This is a genomic window from Pseudomonas sp. 25 R 14 (assembly GCF_900004755.1).
In the GTDB taxonomy this organism is placed as follows: Bacteria; Pseudomonadota; Gammaproteobacteria; order Pseudomonadales; family Pseudomonadaceae; genus Aquipseudomonas; species Aquipseudomonas brenneri.
The window spans coordinates 1-19,901 of sequence record NZ_CVTS01000011.1; the positions used below are offsets into that span (position 1 = coordinate 1).

The 19,901-nt window shown below is 60.2% G+C and carries 17 protein-coding genes and 1 pseudogene; 12 read left to right on the top strand and 6 right to left on the bottom strand.

Translation table 11 applies throughout. From position 1 onward, the window contains the following. Positions 1 to 618, bottom strand: a pseudogene (locus BFQ03_RS02075) (murein L,D-transpeptidase); the annotation flags it as partial. A gap of 37 nt (positions 619 to 655) precedes the next feature. On the opposite strand from BFQ03_RS02075, the gene BFQ03_RS02080 reads away from it, so the two are divergent. The 3 genes from BFQ03_RS02080 to BFQ03_RS02090 are packed head-to-tail and all read left to right on the top strand — an operon-like array spanning position 656 to position 2,471. Continuing rightward, positions 656 to 1,354, top strand: a complete 699-nt coding sequence (locus BFQ03_RS02080) for a murein L,D-transpeptidase catalytic domain family protein (protein WP_065942392.1) — start codon at positions 656 to 658, stop codon at positions 1,352 to 1,354. 44 nt (positions 1,355 to 1,398) lie between these two features. Further along, positions 1,399 to 2,148 carry a creatininase family protein gene (locus BFQ03_RS02085; RefSeq protein WP_032860957.1) on the top strand — a complete coding sequence of 250 codons (750 nt, stop codon included), beginning with the start codon at positions 1,399 to 1,401 and terminating at the stop codon, positions 2,146 to 2,148. Between the two features lie 47 nt (positions 2,149 to 2,195). Then, complete coding sequence (locus BFQ03_RS02090) at positions 2,196 to 2,471, top strand: hypothetical protein (RefSeq protein ID WP_032860958.1); 276 nt, start codon at positions 2,196 to 2,198, stop codon at positions 2,469 to 2,471. On the opposite strand, the gene yfcF is transcribed toward BFQ03_RS02090, so the two are convergent. After that, complete coding sequence (yfcF, locus tag BFQ03_RS02095; protein ID WP_032860959.1) at positions 2,446 to 3,078, bottom strand: glutathione transferase; 633 nt, start codon at positions 3,076 to 3,078, stop codon at positions 2,446 to 2,448. The two genes, BFQ03_RS02090 and yfcF, sit on opposite strands and share 26 nt — an antisense overlap. A gap of 212 nt (positions 3,079 to 3,290) precedes the next feature. Between yfcF and BFQ03_RS02100 the strand changes: the two genes are divergently transcribed. Then, positions 3,291 to 4,625, top strand: coding sequence for a hypothetical protein (locus BFQ03_RS02100; protein ID WP_032860960.1), 1,335 nt, complete (start codon positions 3,291 to 3,293; stop codon positions 4,623 to 4,625). Here BFQ03_RS02100 and BFQ03_RS02105 read toward each other — a convergent pair. Then, complete coding sequence (locus tag BFQ03_RS02105; RefSeq protein WP_032860961.1) at positions 4,600 to 5,145, bottom strand: DUF924 family protein; 546 nt, start codon at positions 5,143 to 5,145, stop codon at positions 4,600 to 4,602. The genes BFQ03_RS02100 and BFQ03_RS02105 overlap by 26 nt on opposite strands. Before the next feature lie 136 nt (positions 5,146 to 5,281). Here BFQ03_RS02105 and BFQ03_RS02110 point away from each other — a divergent pair, with 136 nt between their 5' ends. Beyond that, positions 5,282 to 6,445 (top strand): acetyltransferase domain-containing protein, encoded by a 1,164-nt coding sequence (locus BFQ03_RS02110; RefSeq protein ID WP_065942393.1) that lies wholly within the window; start codon positions 5,282 to 5,284, stop codon positions 6,443 to 6,445. 139 nt (positions 6,446 to 6,584) lie between these two features. On the opposite strand, the gene metE is transcribed toward BFQ03_RS02110, so the two are convergent. Further along, entirely contained in the window at positions 6,585 to 8,873 is a 2,289-nt protein-coding gene (metE, locus tag BFQ03_RS02115; RefSeq protein WP_065942394.1) for a 5-methyltetrahydropteroyltriglutamate--homocysteine S-methyltransferase, read from the bottom strand. A gap of 118 nt (positions 8,874 to 8,991) precedes the next feature. After that, the gene (locus tag BFQ03_RS02120) at positions 8,992 to 9,864 is read right to left on the bottom strand and encodes a M12 family metallopeptidase (RefSeq protein WP_308425959.1); all 873 of its coding nucleotides are present in this window, start codon (positions 9,862 to 9,864) and stop codon (positions 8,992 to 8,994) included. A gap of 202 nt (positions 9,865 to 10,066) precedes the next feature. Between BFQ03_RS02120 and BFQ03_RS02125 the strand changes: the two genes are divergently transcribed. The 7 genes from BFQ03_RS02125 to BFQ03_RS02155 all read left to right on the top strand — a co-directional run bounded on the left by BFQ03_RS02125 (position 10,067) and on the right by BFQ03_RS02155 (position 18,286). Further along, positions 10,067 to 11,164 (top strand): carboxynorspermidine decarboxylase, encoded by a 1,098-nt coding sequence (locus BFQ03_RS02125; protein ID WP_032860965.1) that lies wholly within the window; start codon positions 10,067 to 10,069, stop codon positions 11,162 to 11,164. Positions 11,165 to 11,192: 28 nt separating this feature from the next. Beyond that, positions 11,193 to 12,437 (top strand): saccharopine dehydrogenase family protein, encoded by a 1,245-nt coding sequence (locus tag BFQ03_RS02130; RefSeq protein ID WP_065942395.1) that lies wholly within the window; start codon positions 11,193 to 11,195, stop codon positions 12,435 to 12,437. A 211-nt stretch (positions 12,438 to 12,648) separates the two neighbouring features. Further along, positions 12,649 to 13,428 carry a methanethiol S-methyltransferase gene (mddA, locus tag BFQ03_RS02135; protein WP_065942396.1) on the top strand — a complete coding sequence of 260 codons (780 nt, stop codon included), beginning with the start codon at positions 12,649 to 12,651 and terminating at the stop codon, positions 13,426 to 13,428. 305 nt (positions 13,429 to 13,733) lie between these two features. After that, complete coding sequence (locus BFQ03_RS02140) at positions 13,734 to 14,084, top strand: DUF6124 family protein (RefSeq protein WP_032860967.1); 351 nt, start codon at positions 13,734 to 13,736, stop codon at positions 14,082 to 14,084. Between the two features lie 193 nt (positions 14,085 to 14,277). Further along, positions 14,278 to 14,784, top strand: coding sequence for a sigma-70 family RNA polymerase sigma factor (locus BFQ03_RS02145; protein ID WP_032860969.1), 507 nt, complete (start codon positions 14,278 to 14,280; stop codon positions 14,782 to 14,784). Then, positions 14,781 to 15,740 (top strand): FecR domain-containing protein, encoded by a 960-nt coding sequence (locus tag BFQ03_RS02150; RefSeq protein WP_065942397.1) that lies wholly within the window; start codon positions 14,781 to 14,783, stop codon positions 15,738 to 15,740. Before BFQ03_RS02145 ends, BFQ03_RS02150 begins: the two co-directional genes overlap by 4 nt. A 101-nt stretch (positions 15,741 to 15,841) precedes the next feature. Beyond that, the gene (locus BFQ03_RS02155; protein ID WP_032860973.1) at positions 15,842 to 18,286 is read left to right on the top strand and encodes a TonB-dependent siderophore receptor; all 2,445 of its coding nucleotides are present in this window, start codon (positions 15,842 to 15,844) and stop codon (positions 18,284 to 18,286) included. Between the two features lie 135 nt (positions 18,287 to 18,421). Here BFQ03_RS02155 and BFQ03_RS02160 read toward each other — a convergent pair whose 3' ends face one another. Next, positions 18,422 to 19,897 (bottom strand): FGGY family carbohydrate kinase, encoded by a 1,476-nt coding sequence (locus tag BFQ03_RS02160; RefSeq protein WP_032860975.1) that lies wholly within the window; start codon positions 19,895 to 19,897, stop codon positions 18,422 to 18,424. Positions 19,898 to 19,901 lie beyond the last annotated feature (4 nt).

A 19,901-nucleotide genomic window follows, 5' to 3' on the forward strand; every position in this document is an offset into this window, starting at 1 on the left:
CAGCAGCGGGCCGTCGGCAACCACGCCCCACTGCGGCAAGGGTTGCAGGCGTTGCGCGGCGTAGGCCTTGCGCAGGCTGCGGTACAGTTCGGCACCTGGCCTGGCCTGATCGAAGGCTGCCGGCATGTCCGCAAGCCCTGTATTAGCCAGGGCCAGCACAGCGAGGGCCGGGTCCTCGCTCGGTGGCTGGGAGTGCCACAGCGGTTCGTAATGGGACTGTTGCAGACGGCCATAATGCAAGTCATGCAGGGCTTGCAGATAGTGCTGGGTGGTTTCGAAGTCGGTACACAACACATTGGCGCTGGCTACCGCGTCAGGCAGTCGATAGTGCGCCGGGTCCAGGCCGTCGTCGGCCAGCAATAGCAACTGGCCCTGCAATGCCTCTCGGCGCCCGTCCTCTGACCAGAGGCCGACATTGCCTTGTTGCTGGTAAAAAGCCTGCAGCCGCAGTTCGGCAGTGGTATCCAATTGGGTAGCCAAACCGGGGCAAACACTCGACAACTGCGCAAGTGCCAGCTGTACTGGGTTTGACGGCTCGACCGGCACTTCATCGGCTGTTGCGACCAATGGTGCTACGAGCAAGCAAAGGCTCAAGTAACATGCGTGTTTTTTGAACAATGGCTTAGCTCCAATCCACGGCGGAGATGCTAGATAAATGCAGAATTTTTACTGCCGACTCGGCCTGATCGCCGCCACCCTGGCCGCGTTCTGCACGGGTGCCTTCGCAGAGAATGCCAAACCTCATACCTTGTATAGCAGCCTGGCGCGTTCGGCTCCAGAACTCAATCCCACAGTCCTCCAAAGCGCCCTCAATGCGATGCAATGCGCCGTCAATAACGGCCAGGAGCGTTCGCAACGCCTGGCAGTGATCGACTACTCACAACCTTCGACCGCCCGGCGCCTGTGGATTTTCGATCTGCGCAAAAAAAAGCTGGTGCTGCGCGACCTGGTGGCCCACGGGCAAAAATCCGGGGAAAACTTCGCCACCCAATTCTCCAACAACGAAGGTAGCCACCAATCCAGCCTTGGTCTGTTCCGCACTCAGGAAAGCTATCAAGGCACCCACGGCTACTCGCTGCGCATGGACGGCCTGGAACCGGGCTTCAATGACCTGGCCCGCGACCGCGCCATCGTGATCCATGCCGCCGACTACGTAAGCCCCCAGTGGAGCAAGCGTGAAGGCCGGATCGGCCGCAGCCAGGGCTGCCCCGCCGTGCGCCCGCAAGTGGCGCGCCAGGTGGTGGACAAGCTCAAGGATGGGCAGTTCATGTTTTCCTGGTACCCCGACCAACGCTGGCTGAAGTCCTCGGCCTACCTCAATTGCAAGCCGCGCCAGATCGCCAGCGCCGGTTGAGGTAGTATCTGGCAGGCCGAGCCTGACCAGAGAGAGGACCTGAAATGCTTTTGCACCAGTCAACGTGGATCGAGATTGGCCAATTTCTCGACCGCAGCCGCACCGTGGTGATCCCCATCGGTTCCAACGAGCAACATGGCCCCACCGGCCTGTTGGGTACCGATTGGATGTGCCCGGAAATCATTGCCCATCACGCACAAAAAGACGCTGATATCCTGGTCGGCCCGACGTTCAATATCGGCATGGCCCAACATCACCTCGGGTTCCCCGGCACCATTTCCCTGCGCCCGTCGACGTTTATCGCCGCGATTGGCGACTGGACCCGCTCCCTGGCGGCCCATGGCTTTGAGAAAATCCTCTTTCTCAATGGCCATGGCGGCAACATCGCCACCATTGAAGCAGCCTTTTCCGAGTTGTACGCCGAGGCCAGCTTTGCCCGCCGCCCCGCCGGCTTCGCCTTGAAGCTGTGCAACTGGTGGGACCTGGAAGGTGTTGGCGAATTGGCGCGCGCGCAGTTCCCGACGGGGCACGGCACCCATGCCACGCCTTCCGAGATCGCGATTACCCAGTGGGCTTACCCGGATGCGATCAAGACGGCAGACTACTCGCCCCGGATCGCACCCGCCGGCCCGATCCGCGAAGCCCAGGACTTCCGGGCCCGCCACCCGGATGGGCGCATGGGCTCCGACCCGGCGCTGGCCACACCTGAGAAAGGCGGTGAACTGGTGGCCCTGGCCGCCAAAGGGCTGGTGTCGGCGGTGGATGCATTCAGCCGTGAAGCCATGCCAGGCTGATAGTTGCGGCACAGGCACACCATAAAATCTATAAGAAGGACCTATCCATGAAACCCCATCAGAAGACTTTTGATCGCATCCGCAACGCCGTCCTGCCGGAGTTTCGCGAGCGCGTCGCCGACTATTTGGTCGAGTACGAAAATATCCTGCAGGACCCAACTACCGATACCGCCCAGGCCTGCGTCGCCGCCCAACAGTTGCGCGGTTATCTGCGCGGCTTGAACACGACCCGGGTGCTCGGTATGGAAGACTGGGAAGACCTCGACCGCCGGGTCGCGCAGCAATGGCCGCTGGGTGCTACAACGCCGGACGTACCTGGTTGACCCAGGCCTGTACCGATGGCCGCTGCCACTGGCGCTGGGCATACGCCACCAACGGCGCGGGCACCGGATCACCGTTGAGGATCAAGCGGTTGAGCATCAAGGCCAGGTCCACATCGACAATCGACCATTGGCCAAAAAGATAGTCATCACCTGCAGCCAGCCAATGCTGCGCCGCTGCAATCAGTTTGTCGGCAGCGGCTTGGGCCGAGGTTGATAACGGGCCGTATTTGACCCCGTAAAACACCACCAGCGTGGAGCGTTCCTGGCGGATCGGCAGCAGGTCGCTACGCAACCACGCCTGAATCTGCCGCGCCCGTGCGCGTTGACGTGGCTCCCGGGGGTACACCGGCACCTGCGGGAACACATCCTCCAGGTACTCGGTAATCGCCGAAGACTCGGACAAGGCAAACCCATCCTGCGCAAGCGTCGGTACCCGCTGGGTCACGGACAGCCCGGCAAAGGCCGGCGCCTGCTGTTCCAGCGCGTCCAGGTCCAGGGTGTGTACCTCGAACGGCAAGCCTTTTTCACGCAGGGTCACAAAGACCGACAGCGCATACGGGCTGGTGAACGGTGCATCCACATACAAGCGCATCGGCAGGTTACTCACGGCGGCATCTCCTTGGGTGAGCAGCCACGCTACGAGATGGACGGCGATAAATACAATGCCGAGTTTCTATGGGGGCATTCCTGGGAGGAATAGCAGTTAAAAGTGCAGGAGCGGCCAATGAATACGGGGCCTTCCGGCAATGGCAATTTAATGGCAAAGCCACCAACCTTGACTATCCTTCGCCGAGGCGACCGCCAGTCAAGGAGAACCCCATGCGCACCTTGCAACCTGCTTACCTACTGGCTACCGCCACCCTGCTGACACTCGGCGGCTGCGCAATCAGCAACCAGGGGGCTATCGACTATCGATACCACCGTCCCGGCACCAACGACGGCACCTTGACGTCCAAGAACATCTACGCCAAGGAGGCGACGCACATCTTCAAGGCCGGCGACCCTATCGCCATCTCGCTCAAGACCGTATTCATCAAGGATCTGACAGAGTTTGCAACGCCATTGCGTCTTTTTCGTGGTGACCCGGCCACCGGGGATGTGGCGCTTGTCGCAAGCACCTGTGAAAGCCCCTGCGACCGCAAACAGGGGGCGGAAGGCATTCGCAGCTCGAAGGTCATCTTCTACTCCAATGATGTGCGGGAAAATCAATTCCTGAACCTCGCCAACCTCAGCAACGTCTACGGCCCGATGACCTACAACGGCAACCCGTTCAAGCTGGATATCTACATCATCGAACTGGATGAGAGCGGCGCCCAAGTACGGCAAATGCTCGGCAGCCTGGCCAGCCTGGGCAAAACCTTTTATCCGCCGGCGCACCCGGCGGCGGGTGTGCTGTCTGCCCTGGCCGACACGTTTATCAAGGATGACCAGGACGACAATGCGTTCACTTATTCCTTTGATCTGGTCGGCATGAAAAAACGCGTGAATTCAAAAAACCCGAAAACCGGCTACCTGGAAAGCGGCGACTACGTGCTGATCCGTACCGAGGATCGCAACACCTCGCCACCGTGGAAGGACTTGACCTTCAATACCTCAACCGGACGTCTGGAAATCGCTGAGTGCGTAGCCGGTAAGATCGACACTGGCGCCTGTGACTATCGCGGCAACTCCTATGTGGTGCTGGAGGTGCGCAAGGCTGAAGACGCGATGGTCAATGACTCCCAGCAACTGGTGTTTTCCGCGCTCAAGAGCCAACTGGATGGCGAAGCCGGCAGCCGGCAGATCACCCCCGAGAGGATCGACATCATCAAGGCCAGCCTGGAAAGCGCCGAAAACCGCAACGACAGCAAAAACTACCTGGCAGATATCCAGGAAAGTGATGCAGACACCCCACGGCGAAGAGCGGCAGCGCTGAACTTTGTCTCCACCTGGTTTGATCCCGCGATCACCGTGACCGCACAAGACAAAGTCACGGTGATCCAACAGGCCAACGAGCTGTTCGGCAGTTGCTTGAGACTGACCTCAGCCCAAGTCATCAAATATCAGGATGAAATAGCGAAACGCAAACTGAGTAACAAAGCCGAGTTCCTGGATGCCCTTGAACTCTGTCGACAACCCAAGGTGGAACCTAGCCCGAGAACCCCCCGCCCATGAGAAACGCCTGCTCTTCATCGCTCGTCACCCGGCCCAACGCCGCATTGCGATGGGGAAAACGGCCGAAGCGCTCGATGATCTCGGCATGTTCCCTGGCCCAGTGATACGTGTTGGCATCCAGTTGCTGGTTCAACGCCAGGGAGCGTTGCTGGTCCTCGGGGCTTTCGGAATGCTCGAAAGGCAAATAGCAAAACGCCCGTAATGCCGGGTCGATCCGTTGGTCCATCCCCGCGTCGACCATACGCCCGGCGTAAGCCCTGGCCAGGGGGTCGGTGGCAAACATATGGGCGGTGCCCCGGAAGGCATTGCGCGGGTACTGATCAAGCAGAATCAATAGCGCCAGCGCGCCTTCGGGCTCGTTCATCCAGTGCTCCAGCTCGCCCCTGGCCGCCTGGAAGTGCGCCTCGTGGAAGCGCGCGCCAAACTCGGCATCAAACTGTTCATCTTTCTTGAACCAGCGCGATGGGCCCGCCGTCGTCCAGAATTGCACGACAGCCTTGATATCAATCGCAACGCTCATAAATGACTCCTGGGTCGTCAAGGTCTGCGCCCTACCCTAGCATCTGCCTGGCCTGATTCCGACTCGGAAATCCACGACTGCCAGTCAATGTTATAAGATAACCACCACTCCCCTTTCCCTCCGGCGACCTTGCACCATGACTGACGCTGTTCCCGCTGCCCGTTCACGCCAACGCCTGTTGTCCATCGACGCCTTACGCGGCCTGGTGATCCTGTTCATGTTGCTCGATCACGTGCGCGAGACATTCCTGCTGCACCGGCAAGTCAGCGATCCGATGAACATCGACACGACGGAGCCGGCGCTGTTTATCAGCCGCACCCTGGCCCACTTGTGTGCGCCGGTGTTTGTGTTGCTGACCGGCCTGTCGGCATATTTGTACGGCGAAAAATACCAGGGCCGTGGTGACGTTTCGGCGTTTCTGTTCAAGCGCGGGCTGTTTCTGGTAGTGCTGGAATTTACCCTGGTGAACTTCGCCTGGACCTTGCAACTGCCGCCCAGCGTCATCTATATGCAGGTGATCTGGGCCATCGGCGTGAGCATGATCGCCCTCGCCGTGCTGGTGTGGTTGCCCCGCCCACTGCTGATCGGCCTGGCGCTGGTGATCATTGGCGGGCATAACCTGCTCGATGGCGTGCATTTCGCAGCGGGTTCGGCGTTGCACATTCCCTGGACGATCCTGCACGAACGCAGTTGGATCGAGGTGGGCGACAGCCTGCGTCTGCGCACGACCTACCCGGTATTGCCGTGGATCGGGGTGATTGCCCTGGGTTACGGCATTGGCCCGTGGTTTGCCGGGGCGATGCCGGCAGCGCGGCGTCAGCGCTACCTGTGGCTGGCAGGTATCAGCGCACTGCTTGGCTTTGTAGTGCTGCGCGCGATCAATGGTTACGGCGAGGCGCCATGGCAGGTGTATGACAGCCCTGTGCAGACGCTGATGAGTTTCTTCAACATCACCAAATACCCACCTTCGCTGCTGTTCCTCGCGCTGACATTGGGTGTGGGGCTATTGCTGTTGCTGGCCTTCGAACGCGCCGGGCAGCGACGCTGGATCGGTACCCTGGCGGTGTTCGGCGCAGTGCCGATGTTCTTCTACTTGCTGCACTTGTATGTGCTGAAAGTGTTGTACGTGATGGGCGTGGCGCTGTTTGGCCTGAACCAGGGGACGTACTTTGGGTTCGACAACGTCGGGGCGGTGTGGCTGGTGGCGCTGCTGTTGCCGCTGGCGCTGTACCTGCCAGTGCGCTGGTTTGCCGGGCTGAAGGCCCGGCGACGGGATATTGCCTGGCTCAAATACCTCTAACCCCAAACATCCAACTGTAGGAGCGAGCTTGCTCGCGATGGCGGCGTGCCAGCCACCAGATGTAGTGGCTGAACCACCGCTTTCGCGAGCAAGCCCGCTCCCACACTGACCGGTCCCACACCAAGCTCGGTGTTTGCCGTTAAGCCAGCTCAGTACGCAGTTGGCGAGCCGCCGCAACCATATGGATCAACGCCGCCTCGGTCTCAGGCCAGCCGCGGGTCTTCAGGCCGCAGTCGGGGTTGACCCACAGCCGTTCGGCAGGAATGCGCCGGGCAGCCTTGCGCAACAGGTTGGCCATTTCCGAGACCTCCGGTACCCGTGGCGAGTGGATGTCGTAGACGCCCGGGCCGATGTCATTCGGGTAAGCGAAGGCTTCGAACGCGTCCAACAACTCCATATCCGAACGTGAGGTCTCGATGGTAATCACATCGGCATCCATCGCCGCGATGGACTCGATCACATCGTTGAATTCGCTGTAGCACATATGGGTGTGGATCTGGGTTTCGTCACGCACACCCGAAGCGCACAGGCGAAATACTTCGGTGGCCCAGTCCAGGTAGTGTTGCCACTGGTCCCGGCGCAGGGGCAAACCTTCACGAAACGCCGCTTCATCGATCTGTACGATCTTGATGCCAGCCGCTTCCAGGTCCACCACTTCGTCGCGAATCGCCAGCGCCAGTTGCCGGGCCTGCACTTCGCGGCTCACATCTTCACGGGGGAATGACCACATCAGCATGGTCACCGGGCCGGTCAGCATGCCTTTCATCACCTTGTTGGTCAGGCCTTGTGCGTAGCGGATCCACTCCACGGTCATGGCTTTCGGGCGGCTCAGGTCGCCGAAGATCACCGCCGGTTTCACACAGCGCGAACCGTAGCTCTGCACCCAACCAAAGCGGGTGAACACATAGCCGTCCAGTTGTTCGGCAAAATACTCAACCATGTCGTTACGTTCAGCTTCGCCGTGCACCAGCACGTCCAGGCCGAGGTTTTCCTGCACTTCAACGGCGTGTTTGATCTCACTGTGCATTGCCTCGACATATTCGGCTTCGCTCAACTTGCCAGCCTTGAACGACTGGCGTGCCAGGCGGATCGACGCGGTCTGCGGGAACGAGCCAATGGTGGTGGTCGGGAACAGCGGCAGGTCGAGGCCGGCGCGCTGCTTGGCGATACGCTGGGCAAACAGCGACTGGCGCTGGCTGTCCTGGGTGGTGATGGCGGCAACGCGCGCTTGTACAGCCGGTTTGTGGATACGCGGCGAGGCAGCACGGGCGGCCTGCACGGCACGGCTTTGGGCCAAGGCCGCCAGCACCTTCGCGGCTTCTGGCTGGTTGATGGCCTGGGTCAGCACGGCCACTTCTTCGCACTTCTGCACGGCGAAGGCCAGCCAGCTTTTCAGCTCGGCATCCAGCTTGTCTTCACGCCCCAGGTCCACCGGGCTATGCAGCAACGAGCATGAAGGCGCGACCCACAAGCGATCACCCAGGCGTTCATGGGCATGCTGCAAGGTGGCCAAGGCATTTTCCAGGTCGCAACGCCACACGTTACGCCCGTTGACCACACCCAGGGACAGCACTTTATAGGCCGGCAGACGATCGAGAATCGTCGGGTACTGTTCAGGTGCACGCACCAGGTCAATGTGCAGGCCATCGACCGGCAAGTTGGCCGCCAGGCCGAGGTTCTCTTCCAGGCCGCCAAAGTAAGTGGCGACCAGTTTTTTCAACGGATCACGCTGGATCAGGTTGTAGGCGCGCTCAAACGCATTTTTCCAGTCTTGAGGCAGGTCAAGCACCAGGATCGGCTCATCGATCTGTACCCACTCCACGCCCAGGTCCGCCAGGCGCTGGAAGATCTGGCCGTACAGCGGCAGCAGGCGGTCGAGCAGTTCGAGCTTGTCGAAGTCGCCGCCCTTGGCCTTGCCCAGCCACAGGTAAGTCAACGGCCCGATCACCACCGGCTTGACGGTGTGCCCCAGGTCGCGGGCCTCTTTGACTTCTTCGAACAACTGGTCCCAGCCCAGGTGAAACTGCTGGTCGACGCTGAATTCAGGTACCAGGTAGTGATAGTTGGTGTCGAACCACTTGGTCATTTCCTGGGCATGGGCACCGCCGCAGCAGCTGTCGCTGACACCACGGGCCATGCCGAACAAGGTCTGCAACGTGGCTTTGCCATCAGCCGGGCGGAAACGCTCGGGGATCACGCCGAACATCAGCGAGTGAGTCAGTACCTGGTCGTACCAGGCAAAATCCCCAGCGGGCAGCAGCTCGATGCCCGCCTGTTTCTGCAAGTCCCAGTGGGTCTTGCGCAGCTCACGGCCTACGGCACGCAGGCCGGCTTCGTCCAGCTCGCCCTTCCAAAACGCTTCCTGCGCTTTTTTCAGTTCACGATCGCGTCCAATGCGCGGAAATCCAAGGGAATGAGCGACTGCCATGACAAAAAACTCCAATGTGTTGGGATGGGAGCTATTGTCGGCAGCAGGATATAGTGAGACAAACTCATTTTACTTTTGATGATCACGAAATTTATTCATGATTGGCGCACAATGCTTTTCAAGCAGGCTTGTGAGCCTGACGGAAATCCCACCAACTGAGGGTGGCCGGTTTTTTCCTGACCACAGGTGGGTAGAGCGAGCGAATAAAGTTGATGTCACCCTCAGAGAGCTCGTTGTTATCCGCGATGGCGTTTCCACCATTGAGCAAGGATGAATCAAAACCGTAGTGCATGATGGATTGGCGATCATAATCAGAGGTAACTACATCGTTAACCAAGGGCTCAAAGTTCAACTTCACTTCTTCCGCTCCGCCTTTATCTGCGTAGTCTTTATTAACTTCCAACCAGTCAATATCCAAATCATTGTTCTCGTGCTGATGCTCATGCTGCAACCCCAGAACATGGCCAAATTCATGCTGGATCGTACCGGCGTTAAAAGCATTGAGACCATTCTTGAAACCGATGACCGTTGTAGGTTCTTCGGCTGGCACATCGAGCGCATGGAAACCCACGTACGAATGCCCCCCTGAAATGTCGTTGTTTGCAGCAATCCTGATATCCCCATCGGCGTCGTCTGTGAACTCAAATGTCAGATTGACGTGAGGCGCCCATTTATTAATGTTGGCTTTTGTGAACGTTTCTTGCTCGTTGGTCATACCCATCAGGGAAATTCTTATGACCGAATGTTGTGGCCACAACGCCGAAGTTGATGCTACCCCGCGCTTTTGCCTGGACAGTGCAGAGGCCTCCCGGTTGTCCGTTTGCTCGGCGCTATCGTTGGGTGAATAACTCAGTGGGTAGGCACTTGAGTAAGCGTTCAGGTTAACTGTCACAGTAGTATCCCCAGCAATGATGTATTCCCCAGTACGTCGTACTTCAGCACCATAGGTTCCACAGGTGCTATGACAGCAGTTTACGAGCGTGCACAACACCCAGGATCAGCGCCAGAAGCTGACTCACCGCCGCCAGCAATTGCGCCACCATCGCCGCAAAGCCGGCGCCTACAAAAAAGTAACGGGGATGGCGTATCAATGGCCCCAACCTGCAAATTCCGCTGACTAACCTTTCGATCCTGACGAAGTGCGGGCACAATGCCTGTCCTTTTTTGGCAGGCTCCGCCACAGGCTCTGAAAAATGATCAAAACGCCGTATTACCTCATCGACAAACAGAAGCTTCTGGTCAACATGCAGAAGATCGCCTACGTGCGCGAACAGTCCGGCGCCAAGGCGTTGCTGGCACTCAAGTGCTTTGGCACCTGGTCGGTGTTTGACCTGATGCAGCAGTACATGGACGGCACCACGTCCTCGTCGCTGTACGAGCTCAAGCTCGGTCGCCAGAAGTTCGAAGGCGAGACCCATGCCTACAGCGTGGCCTGGGCCGACGATGAAATCGACGAAATGCTCGATAACTGCGACAAGATCATCTTCAACTCCATCGGTCAGTTGCAGCGCTTTGCCCAGAAATCCGAAGGCAAGACCCGCGGCCTGCGCGTCAACCCGCAAGTGAGCAGCTCCGACTACCTGCTGGCCGACCCGGCGCGCCCGTTCAGCCGCCTGGGCGAGTGGGACCCGGTGAAGATCGAAGGCGTGATCGACCAGATCACAGGCTTCATGTTCCACAACAACTGTGAGAACGGTGATTTCGAGCTGTTCGACAAGATGCTGTGCACCATCGAAGAACGCTTCGGCCACCTGCTGCATAAAGTGCAGTGGGTCAGCCTGGGCGGCGGCATCCACTTCACCGGCGAAGGCTATGCCATCGACGCATTCTGCGCACGGCTCAAGGCCTTCGCGCAGACCTACGGCGTACAGGTTTACCTGGAGCCCGGGGAAGCGGCGATCACCAACAGCGCTTCCCTGGAAGTCACCGTGCTCGACACCCTCTACAACGGCAAGAACCTCGCCGTGGTAGACAGCTCCATCGAAGCCCACCTGCTGGACCTGCTGATCTATCGCCTCAACGCCAAACTGGCGCCGAGCGATGGCGAACACACCTACATGGTGTGCGGCAAATCCTGCCTGGCCGGGGACATCTTCGGTGAATACCAATTCGATCGTCCGCTGGCCATCGGCGATCGGCTGTCGTTCATCGACACCGCAGGCTACACCATGGTCAAGAAAAACTGGTTCAACGGCCTGAAAATGCCGTCCATCGTAGTGAAACAACTCGACGGTACAGTCGAAGTGGTTCGTGAATTTGGCTTCGAAGATTACCTGTCCAGCCTGTCCTGAGCTGGCAGATAAAGGAGAGATAAAGCAATTGAAAAAGAACGTTCTTATCATTGGTGCAGGAGGTGTCGCCAAGGTGGTGGCCCACAAGTGCGCGCAGCACAACGACGAACTCGGTCGGATTGCTATCGCGTCGCGCAACATCTCCAAATGCCAGGCCATCATCGCAAGCGTCAAGGCCAAGGGTAGCCTCAAGGTACCCGCCCAGATCCAGGCCTTCGCGCTGAACGCCCTGGACGTGGAAGCGACCAAGGCACTGATCCGCGAAACCGAATCGCAGATCGTCATCAACGTCGGCTCCGCCTTCCTCAACATGTCGGTACTGCGTGCCTGCATCGATACCGGCGTGGCTTACCTGGACACCGCCATCCACGAAGAGCCGGGCAAGGTCTGCGAGACCCCGCCGTGGTACGGCAACTACGAGTGGAACCACCTGGAGGAATGCAAGCAGAAGAACATCACTGCGATCCTCGGTGTGGGTTTTGACCCAGGGGTGGTCAACGCCTATGCGGCGCTGGCACAACAACAGCATTTTGACCGCATTGATTCAATCGACATTCTCGACGTCAATGCCGGCAGCCACGGCAAATATTTCGCCACCAATTTCGACCCGGAAATCAACTTCCGCGAGTTCACCGGACAGGTGTGGAGCTGGCAGGACAGCCAGTGGACCAGCAACACCATGTTCGAAGTCAAACGTACCGACGACCTGCCGGTGGTCGGTTCGCAGAACCTGTACCTGACCGGTCACGATGAAGTGCACTCGTTGTCGAAAAACCTCGACGTGCCCAACGTGCGGTTCTGGATGAGCTTCGGCGAGCACTACATCAATGTGTTCACCGTGCTGAAAAACCTCGGCCTGCTCTCCGAGAAGCCGGTCACCACCGCCGAAGGCCTGGAAGTGGTGCCATTGAAACTGGTCAAGGCCGTGCTGCCTGACCCGTCGTCGCTGGCACCGGGCTATACCGGCAAGACCTGCATCGGCGACCTGGTCAAGGGCACCAAGGATGGCCAGCCGCGTGAGCTGTTCATCTATAACGTGGCCTGCCATGAAGAAGCCTTTGCCGAGACCGACAGCCAGGGCATCTCCTACACCGCCGGCGTACCGCCTGTAGCCGCAGCGCTGCTGGTTGCCCGTGGCGAGTGGGACGTGCAACGCATGGCCAACGTCGAAGAACTGCCAGCCGAGCCGTTCCTCAAGGCGCTGGACGTGATGGGCCTGCCGACCCGTATCAAGGACGAGAAAGGCGACCGCGCCTGGGATGCTATCACCTGATAGCGTCTTGTTCCTCGGATCACTCCCACGTCCTGTGGGAGTGATCAAAAACCCCTGTAGGGGTTATCGATCCCCAGCCTTTTTTATTCTTTTCTTTGACCAGATACCGTTCTGTACCTAGCCTTGTCCGTTTAGGCGAGAAAGGAAGTCCGCGCACGCTCTCCCACGTGGCCGCCGGTCACGGATACACCATGTACGAAAGGAGTCGTCCATGAACATCGATACAACCACAAACGGCCTGACAGTGCGCCTGGCTGGATTGATCTACAGCGCCTGCTGTTATTTGATATTCCTCCTCACCTTCCTCTACCTGATTGGCTTTATTGGCCGCGTGGTCGTGCCCAAAAACATAGACAATGGCATTGTCATCAACGGCTGGTGGGCCGCGCTGATCAACCTGTCGCTGCTGCTCCTGTTTGCGGTGCAGCACACGGTGATGGCGCGTCAAGGCTTCAAGTCCTGGCTGACCCGCTACATTCCCACAGCCGTTGAACGCTCGACCTACGTGCTGCTCAGCAGCCTGGTGTTGATGCTGATGTTCTGGCTCTGGCAACCGATGCCCGCGCCGGTATGGACAGTGGAAGCCAGCCTGCTGCGAGTGATAGTGAGCGCAATATTCTGGCTGGGCTGGGGGCTGGTCCTGGTGGCCACGCTACTGATCAGCCATTTCGAGCTGTTTGGCCTCAGGCAGGCCATCGACCGCTACCGAAACGCCGTACCCCGCGCCCATGCCTTCAAGACCCCATGGCTCTACAAGCGGGTACGCCATCCGCTGTACCTGGGTTTTTTGATTGTGTTCTGGGCGACACCGGACATGAGCGCCGGCCGGCTGCTCTTTGCACTGGGGATGTCGGCCTACCTGTTTATCGGCGCCCACTTTGAGGAACGGGACCTGGTTGCGCTCTTTGGCGAACAGTACCGGTGTTATCAGAAGAGCGTTGGCATGGTACTGCCGAAGTTTGGCCCTGGTATTGGTGGCAAAAAACGCTGAAGGGCCAGACGTTTCCCACACCTGTTTCAGGTTGTCCCTCGGACGGGCGCTGACTAACCTTCCCGACGCCGCTGCCAAATCAGCGGCCGGATTTGACCGTCCGAATCATCGACGAACTGCTTCGCCCAGCACCTATTTCAGGCGTTTTTTTTATGCCTGTTGTATCGTGTCGCGGCGGCTGTGCGCGGGATACCTTAGGGTATGCCGGGTTCCGTTGATTACCGGTCGGTCAACCCGCGTACAGCTGCCACCCCACTCGTTTGACCGCGAACGGTGGCAGCTCCACTTATCGACGGAGCTTCACCATGATCAAACACAGCCCCAATCCCCCACCCAGCTACGATGCCAGCCGGCTTCGTGATGCTGCCTATCGTGCGATCAACCACTATCTACAGCCTGCCTCCCCAGCCCCAACCGCTGCCCCCAGCGACCCGGTGTTAGCGGGATTATTCAGCGTGCGCACTGACTTGGACGCCGAAACCCTGCTGGTCAATGCCGCACAAGACCTGGCCTCGATCAATGTGCTTGCCACTCACCTGGCCTTTGAAGTCGACGGCACCTCCCGCAGCATGGCGCTGGGTATCTGCCGGATGCTCGACGGCGTGCAGATGCTGGTCGACAAGGCACTGGACAGCTGCGCACAACCGCCCCTCTAACACCGTAATGCCGTGTAGGAGCGAGCTTGCTCGCGAAAAACCTGAGAGCGCCGCGCTTACCCCGCCAACACGCGTGATCGGTGACGTCTTTCGCGAGCAAGCTCGCTCCTACAATTACCGATTGTTGCAGCCGTACTCGCACAAAAGGTAGTATTGAGAACGATTCACAATACCACCCTGAGAAAGTCGTCCCGTGCAATCACCTCCAATCCGCAAGCTGGGCTTCTTTTTCAACGACCATCACCGGTGGCTGCTGCAACATATCCAGCATCGCGTGCGTAACCACGCCGACGCCGAAGATACCGCCGCCGATACCTTTTGCCAGATGCTCGCCGCCCGGGTCGACCCCGACAGCATTGAGCAGCCACGGGCCTATCTCTCGACTATCGCCCGCCGGCTGATCTTTGACCGTTATCGCCGCAGCCGCCTGGAAACCGCTTACCTGGAGCGCCTGGCCGCAGCGCCCGAAGCCTTGGCGCCCTCCCCCGAAGACCAGTTGCAACTGATCCAGGCCCTGGTGGCGATCGACCGTGCCCTCGATGGCTTGCCGCTGATCGTCAAGGCCACGTTCCTTTACAGCCAGCTCGACGGCATGAGCTACGTGGCAATTGCGCGCAAGCTGCAATTGTCCGAGCGCACCGTTAGCCGCTACATGAAACAGGCCCTGCGCCAGTGCTACCTGGCCGAGATGGCCCCATGAGCAAGACCCGCCTGGACCCGGTCAGCGAACAGGCCATCGACTGGATGGTGCGCCTGCGCGCCGGAAAACCGGATGCGTTGCTACAGGAGCGTTTCAATGCCTGGCTGGGCATGGACCCCGCCCACGCCCAGGCCTGGACCCGTTTGCAGGAACGCCTGGGCGGATCGTGGAACACCTTGCGCAGCCTCGATAAACGCCTGCCCGGCGAAGCACGCCAGGTGCTATTGCAACCCCAGGGCTCACGCCGTGAAGTGCTGCGCGCCATCGCGGGCCTGGGGCTGCTCGGTGGCGGCCTGTGGCTGGCGGCACGCAGCCCGCTGGGTGACAACCTGCTGGCCGACCTGCACACCGGGCGCGGCCAGCGCCAGACGTTCACTCTGCTCGATGGCAGTGTGTTGAGCCTCAATGCTGGCAGCGCGGTGGACCTGCAATTCAATGAGCACCAGCGCCTGATCATCCTGCGCCAGGGTGAGCTGGTGATTCAGGTGGCAGCCGATCCGCAAAGGCCGTTGCGGGTGCGCACCACCCAAGGCAGCATCCAAGCGTTGGGCACGCGGTTCCTGGTCACTCAGCAAGCAGATGCCACACGCGTGGTGGTGCTGGAACACTCGGTGCTGGCCACACTGCCCGATGGTACCCAACGCACCGTACAGCAAGGCCAGTCGGTATTGCTTTATGCCGACCGGATCGAGCCGGTGGCGGGCGACCAACGCTACCGTGCCGACTGGCTCGACGGCCACCTCAGCGTACTGGACGACTCCCTGGAACAGGTGGTCAACGCCCTGCGCCCCTATAACCGGGGCTTTGTGCGGGTCGATCCACAGGTTCGCCAATTGCGCGTGCAAGGTGTATTCCCGCTCAACGCCCCCCATCGTGCCCTCGATGCACTGGCTGAAACCCTGCCGATCCGGGTCGATCACTACAGCCCATGGCTGACTCTGATTCGCCCCCGATAACCCGGACCAACGTTTTTTATGCAAATCACTCTTATTTGTGTCCGGTTTTTATTTCTCGGCCCACCTATCTCCTGACACGTCCACACCTTCAGGAGAATGCTGTGCTCAACCCTTGGCCCCATGCCCTTTCTGTCGCCGTTGCCCTGGCAACCCTGGCGAGCCCTGCCCTGGTACAGGCCCAAAGCCTGTCTTTCAATCTGCCGGCCGGCCCGCTGGCCCAAACGCTGAACGCCATTGCCAGCCAGAGCGGGCGGATTGTGTCCCTGGACCCGGTGTTGGTGCAGGGCAAACAGGCCCAGGCGGTGAGTGGCCAGATGCCGGCCGAACAGGCCATGGACCGTGCGCTGGCGGGCAGCGGCTTGCAGTTGCGGGTGACCGGGCAAGGTAATTTCAGCGTCGAGCCTGCCGCCGACAGCGGCGCCGCGCTGCAACTGGGCGTGACGTCCATTGCCGCCCACAGCATCGACCCCACTATCACTGAAGACTCCGGCTCCTACGCCGCACGGGCCGTGACTATCGGCAAGGGCACCCACACCCTCAAGGAAATCCCCCAGTCGATCACGGTGATGACCCGCAAACAAATGGATGACCAGGGCCTGGTCGACCTCAAGGACGCCGTCAACCAGACCACCGGCCTGGTGGGCGTGCAAGGGGTGGGCAAAGGCATGATCATCACCTCCCGAGGCTTCCAGATCGACGACTGGCAATACGACGGCGTGCCGATCCCACGCAATACCTATGCCCTGGGCAACTGGGCGACCCAGGACCTGATTTTCTTCGACCGCCTGGAAGTGCTGCGCGGCGCCTCCGGCCTGCTGCAGGGCACCGGCAGCCCCGGTGGCGCGATCAACCTGGTGCGCAAGCGCGGGCAAGCGGCACCCACCGTCGCCCTCACCGCCAAGGCCGGCAGTTGGGACCACTACGGCCTGCAACTGGACGCCGGCGGCCCGCTGAACCAGAGCGGCACGGTCCGTGGGCGGATGGTGGCGGATGAAGACCAGAGCGATTCATTCATCGACTACGAATGGAGCAAGACCCACTCGTTGTACGGCGCCCTGGACTTCGACCTGCAGGAAGACACCACCCTGGGCCTGGCCGTCAGCCGCACCAACGCCGAGTCGCGGCCCATGCTGCGCGGCCTGCCACGCTATGCCAGCGGCAAGTCGATCGACCTGTCACGTTCGACCTTCACCGGCTCACGCTGGAACCACTCGCAGATCGACGTCACCACCCTGTATGCCGACCTGGAGCACCGCTTCAACGACGACTGGAAGTTCAAGGTCGGCGCGGTGCGCATGAAGGAAGAAAACACCTCGACCCACCAGCGCGTGCAGACCAACAACGAAGGCATTGAAGCCGACGGCAGCGGCGTGTCATACGCCGACTGGTACACCGATTTCGACGGCACCAAGATCGGCCTGGACACCCACCTCACCGGGCGTTTCGAGGCGCTGTCCATGGCGCAGGAAATTACCCTGGGCGGCAACTACTCCAAGTACACCACCAACGACATCATTGCGCGGACGTTCAACGACAGCGCCGACAACATCTTCGACATCAATAACCATCGCCCCGAAGTCACCTACGAAAGCCTGATGAATACGCCCGGCGGCCGGGCGACGCCGAGCAAGTACGACATCCGCCAGAAAGGCCTGTATGGCAGCTGGCGCGTCAAGCCGATCGATCCGTTGACCCTGGTGCTCGGCGCCCGTGTCAGTTGGTATGACTACAGCTACACCTCCTCGGGCATCACGGCGGTGACCCACGCCACCACCGTCAACAAGCCCAGTACCACTAACGAAACCGGCGAAGTCACGCCCTACGCCGGGATCGTCTACGACCTGAGCCGCGAGTGGGCGGTGTACGCCAGCTATACCGATGTGTTCGAGCCACAGACCCAACGCGACCTCAGTGGCGCGGTGGTCAAGCCGGTGATTGGCAGCAACTACGAAGTCGGCCTCAAGGGCGAATTGCTGGACGGGCGGGTCAATACGTCGCTGGCGTTGTTCCGCTATGACCAGGAAAACCGTGCGATCACCGATTATTCCCTGGGCGAAATCTGCGGCGGCACTTACTGCGCAACGGGTTCTGGCAAGGTCCGCAGCCAGGGCCTTGAAGCCGAGATCAGCGGTGAAGTGCTGAGCGGCCTGCAACTGTTTGCCGGCTATACCTACAACACCACCAAGTACCTTGAGGATCGCGACAACAAAGGCCGGGTGTTCAGCCAGTGGACGCCCAAGCATATGTTGCGGGTGTGGAGCGACTACCAGTTCAGCGGCGACTGGAGCAAGGTCAGCGCCGGATTGGGCTTCACCACCCAGAGCCATACCCTGGGGTATGAATACACCTATGACGTGGCGGGCTACACGGTCTGGAATGCCCGGTTGGCTTACCAGATGACCCCAGAAGTGGGGTTGGCAGTCAATGCCAACAACCTGTTCGACAAGACCTACTACGCATCCGGGTACAACCAGTTGAATGGCAACAACTTCTACGGTGACCCGCGCAATGTGATGTTCAGCGTCAAATACACCCCGCAGTTCTGACACGCTCTCTAGCGCCTGTGCCGCCGTCATCGCAGCCTCGCTGAAGCTCGACAGCTCCCACAGGGATTGGTGGCAGGTCCGGGATTTTGGCCGCGACATGGATCAAGTGTGGGAGCTGGCTGCGATTGCGGTGGGTCAAGACAGCGTGCGTTGCAGCGCCTTTTTCCAGGCGCTGTAGTGCGCCTCCATCGATGCTCCGTTGTCCGGCTCAAACCGCTCGCGCTGGCGCTCCAATTGCGCCAGTGCCTGGTCGTCGGCCCATACTCCCAGCGCCTTGCCCGCCAGATGAGCTGCGCCCAGAGCCGAGACTTCCGGTGACAGGCTGCGCACCACCGGGCATTGCAACAGGTTGGCAAGGAACTGCATCAGCCAGCGATTGCGCGTGACGCCACCGTCGACCCACAACTCCTTCAGTGGGCTGCCGATGTCTTGCGCCATGGCATCAAATACATCGCGGATCTGATAACCGATGGACTCCAGCGCCGCCCGCAGGATATGCGCCCCGCACGTCGCCTCCGTCAGCCCGCAGATCAACCCTCGCGCGTCAGCTTGCCAATGCGGTGCGCCCAGCCCCGATAACGCCGGGACAAAGTACACACCACCGTTATCCGGCAGTTGCGCCGCCTGTTCGGTCAACTGGTCCAGGGACTCCCCCGCCACCAGCCGCGAGGCCCACTGCACGGCCGCGCCAGTGTGGACGATATTGCCCTCCATCGCGTAAGTCGCTGCCACGCCGTCGTGCCAGGCCAGGGTGGTGGACAAGCCGTGGGTCGAGGCCAGCGGCCCGCTCATGGGGGTCATTAACGAAGAACCGGTGCCCAGGGTGGCCTTGACCAGCCCCGGCACAAAACCGCCCTGCCCGTAGAGTGCGGCGTGGGAGTCGCCAATCATCGACATCACCGGGATACCCGCCGGCAGTCGACCAAAGGCTACCGTCTGGGCAAAAAAACCGGCGCTGGCCTGGATCGTCGGCAGTGCCGCCAGCGGGATGGCAAACAAGGCCAGCAGCTCTTCGTCCCAACGGCAGGTGTGCAGGTTGAACAGTTGGGTGCGTGCAGCATTGGAGTAGTCGGTGGCAAATACCTGGCCGCCACTGAGCTTGTACAACAGCCAACTGTCGACGGTACCCAGGCAGATTTCGCCAGTCGCCGCACGGGCATGGCCATTTTCCAGGTGGTCGAGAATCCAGCGCATTTTCCCCGCAGAAAACATCGGGTCCAGCGCCAGCCCGGTCTTCTCCAGGATGCTCGCTTCATGCCCCTGGGCGTGCAACTGCGCGCACAACGGCGTCGAACGCCGGCATTGCCAACTGATGCACGGCGACAGTAACTCACCACTATTGCGATCCCAGGCCACCACCGATTCGCGCTGGTTACTGATAGCCATGGCGGTGATCGGCCGGTCAACCTGGGCCAGGCATTGATCAATCGCCGCCAGGGTACTCTCCCAGATCTGTTGCGGGTCCTGCTCGGAAAAACCGTCCTGGGGATGGCTCAGGCTCAAGGGCCGCGAGCCCCGGGCAATCACCTGCCCCAGCTCGTTGACCAGCACCGCCTTGGCATTGCTGGTGCCCTCGTCAATCGCCAGGATCAGTGGAGTCGTTTCGTTCATGGGC

Bases quoted from the DNA above. Each gene is read 5' to 3' on its own strand.
- BFQ03_RS02105 (WP_032860961.1), bottom strand. From the start codon at position 5,145: ATGAGCGTTGCGATTGATATCAAGGCTGTCGTGCAATTCTGGACGACG.
- BFQ03_RS02150 (WP_065942397.1), top strand. From the start codon at position 14,781: ATGAGCAAGACCCGCCTGGACCCGGTCAGCGAACAGGCCATCGACTGG.
- BFQ03_RS02090 (WP_032860958.1), top strand. From the start codon at position 2,196: ATGAAACCCCATCAGAAGACTTTTGATCGCATCCGCAACGCCGTCCTG.
- BFQ03_RS02110 (WP_065942393.1), top strand. From the start codon at position 5,282: ATGACTGACGCTGTTCCCGCTGCCCGTTCACGCCAACGCCTGTTGTCC.
- BFQ03_RS02100 (WP_032860960.1), top strand. From the start codon at position 3,291: ATGCGCACCTTGCAACCTGCTTACCTACTGGCTACCGCCACCCTGCTG.
- mddA (WP_065942396.1), top strand. From the start codon at position 12,649: ATGAACATCGATACAACCACAAACGGCCTGACAGTGCGCCTGGCTGGA.
- metE (WP_065942394.1), bottom strand. From the start codon at position 8,873: ATGGCAGTCGCTCATTCCCTTGGATTTCCGCGCATTGGACGCGATCGT.
- BFQ03_RS02160 (WP_032860975.1), bottom strand. From the start codon at position 19,897: ATGAACGAAACGACTCCACTGATCCTGGCGATTGACGAGGGCACCAGC.
- BFQ03_RS02125 (WP_032860965.1), top strand. From the start codon at position 10,067: ATGATCAAAACGCCGTATTACCTCATCGACAAACAGAAGCTTCTGGTC.
- BFQ03_RS02085 (WP_032860957.1), top strand. From the start codon at position 1,399: ATGCTTTTGCACCAGTCAACGTGGATCGAGATTGGCCAATTTCTCGAC.
- BFQ03_RS02140 (WP_032860967.1), top strand. From the start codon at position 13,734: ATGATCAAACACAGCCCCAATCCCCCACCCAGCTACGATGCCAGCCGG.
- BFQ03_RS02080 (WP_065942392.1), top strand. From the start codon at position 656: ATGCAGAATTTTTACTGCCGACTCGGCCTGATCGCCGCCACCCTGGCC.